Genomic DNA, 2514 nt, shown 5'->3' with positions numbered 1-2514 from the left:
CAAAAGATTTATATCCTGAAACAAGTAGTACTTTCATATGACCTCACAAGAAATCAGGAAGAACAAAATGCTCTTCCTTCGTTATTTGTATTCTTTTCAAATATTCACTTTTATAAAATAATCTTCTTAACTAAAATCTAATTACATTTCTACTTACGACATCTATTGTAAATGCAGGATAATTTATTGGAGTAACAAAATAATTGTTAAGATGATCAATAGAATCGAATTTGTGGAACCATTTTTATAGCTTGTACGATCATTACTGTTCTCTCGAGGAAATTAATATCCGATTTAATCTTAGATGTATATAAATTAATTTGTGTCGGAAATAATGCNNAAATGAACTAAAGATTTTTGATTTCTATGAAAGAATTACATATAATGCTTGTTTAAAACTAGTAAAGATAATAAACGTTAATGTTAAAGTAATAAAAAATAAAAAAAGAATTTTGTTTTTCAATCTTTTTCTCCCCAATATATTAAAGTATCTAAAATGTCAACAATTTTAATTTTAAAAGGTTTGAACAAAATTCACAACTATTAATTTAACGTAAATAAAAGTTTAAATATTTTGACATTTACAAATGAATTTTCTACCGTTGCCGATTCCATTTTATTCCTATAAAATAAGTATGAAATCGTTTTATTTACCAAAAAAATGTAAATATACAGCTATACGAGGAGTAAACCATGATTAACAAAAATTCACCAGTTCCAATTTACCATCAACTTTTAGAATATATAAAATCAAAAATTACTTCTGGAGAATATCCAGCCGATGAATTAATTCCTTCTGAAAGAGAGTTTTCTGAAAAATTCCAGATTTCTAGAATGACTGTAAGACAAGCTTTAAATAATCTTGTTCAAGAAGGTTTCGTATATCGTCAAAAAGGAAAAGGTACATTTGTTAGTCGTCAAAAAGTAGAGAAACGAATTAGTAGATTAAATAGTTACACCGAAGAAATGATCGAAAGAGGATTAAAACCTAGTAGCAAATTAATTGAATTCGAAATCACAAAAACAGATTCATCATTAGCAAATATATTAAAAATAACTGAAAATGATCCCATTTATAAAATTAAAAGAGTCCGTCTAGCTGATCTGAAGCCGATGTCTATTGAGAGCATTTATGTGCCATGCGAATTAGCCCCAAACTTAAATCAAGCTGTACTTGAAAAATCATTTTATGATTATGTAAATTCAAATATACCTGATCCAATACAATATGCAGATCAATCAATTCAAGCAAGATTAGCAACTGAAAAAGAAGCAAACCTGCTTGAAATACCACCAAATTCTCCTGTCTTATCCATTGATCGTACAACTTACTTGAGAAGTGGAAAAGTACTTGAACATGAATTGACTGTGTACCGTGCTGATCGTTATAAGCTAGTACATTCTCTTTCTAGAAATGATTAAAGTCAGGAATCAACTTGCTTTCAGACATTATATCTTTTTTTATGCTTTGTCTACAAAATTAAAGCCAGGAAAAATCCTGGCTTTTTTATTTGAAGAAAAATCCAATTTGCTTGAACAGTCCTCCAACTTGATTCACGGTATTCATCATTTGTCCTGCTGTGCTCATCATTTTGGGTACATCATACGATCCAGAAGTATTCTTAAATTGATTTAAAATAGAAGAAAATTGAAACGATTGACCATTATTACTTTGTTGGTTTAATTGTTTTGGTTGTGTTGGATAAGGTGTACTTGGTGCAAACATTGGAGGTGTTGAAAACGGACCTCCCTGCATCATTTGCCCAAATTGTTGGTGTTGTGGTTGTTGGTATTGTTGTGGTTGTTGTGGTTGTTGCTGTTGAGTAAAGTTAGGAAATTGTGTATGAAAATTTTGGTCTCCATAAGGATTGGAATACAATTGAAAATTAGAATAATTCGTCGCTTGCTGCTGATGTCCGTAACCAGGAAAACCGCTCTCTATTGACGTAGAATATGGCTGACTAGGATATTGTCCCGCAGGATTTTGCATCATGTGTGACTGTACTTGGGTATATTCAGGCGGTGTTGCAAACATAGTACCTTGTTCTGGATAAGGATGGTGTTGTATGTCTTCCATTTTCTCCATGTCCTGAAATGTTTGAGTCTCGCTTATAGGAGCCGTTTCCATCATTTGCATAGTTTGCGGAATCTCTGTTGTTTGTACTTGGTTTTGAGAATATGGTTGAATCATATTCCCATAATACCGTTGAATCATTTCGTTTTGTTGTTGGTTTAAATCATACGGATTAAAAGCTCCATTATGAAAATAATGGTCATTTAATTGATGCTGATTTCGAAACCATTCAAAACTGTTATCAACGTGATTTGGAGGAAACATTTGATGTCTCATTTTTCTCACACCCATTATATTTATTCTTTTAGTATTTGTATGATGCAATTGCCTAAATTGTTACAATCTAAAAAATTTGAAAGCTACTTTTTTTGTCATTTACTGTCGGAAGTTTAAATTTTTAAAAAAATTTAAATCTTGAGTATTTATGGTACATTTTATGT

At 30.7% G+C, this 2514-nt stretch carries 2 protein-coding genes; one reads left to right on the top strand and one right to left on the bottom strand.

Going from position 1 to position 2514, the window contains the following annotated elements:
• The first annotated feature begins 693 nt into the window (after nt 1-693).
• A complete protein-coding gene (locus V7056_RS20255; RefSeq protein WP_499704189.1) occupies nt 694-1422 on the top strand; it encodes a GntR family transcriptional regulator in 729 nt (242 codons plus the stop codon).
• An 85-nt stretch (nt 1423-1507) separates the two neighbouring features.
• Here V7056_RS20255 and V7056_RS20250 read toward each other — a convergent pair whose 3' ends face one another.
• Nucleotides 1508-2350 carry a YppG family protein gene (locus tag V7056_RS20250; RefSeq protein WP_499704188.1) on the bottom strand — a complete coding sequence of 281 codons (843 nt, stop codon included), beginning with the start codon at nt 2348-2350 and terminating at the stop codon, nt 1508-1510.
• Between the last annotated feature and the right edge of the window lie 164 nt (nt 2351-2514).

This window comes from Bacillus sp. JJ664 (assembly GCF_036962205.1).
GTDB lineage: Bacteria > Bacillota > Bacilli > Bacillales > Bacillaceae_G > Gottfriedia.
Note: the sequence above shows the minus strand (reverse complement) of the source record. Positions and strands in the feature narration are given on the sequence as shown.

What these genes read in the sequence shown, in the direction of transcription:
- V7056_RS20255 (WP_499704189.1), top strand. Translation starts at nt 694, where the DNA reads ATGATTAACAAAAATTCACCAGTTCCAATTTACCATCAACTTTTAGAA.
- V7056_RS20250 (WP_499704188.1), bottom strand. Translation starts at nt 2,350, where the DNA reads ATGAGACATCAAATGTTTCCTCCAAATCACGTTGATAACAGTTTTGAA.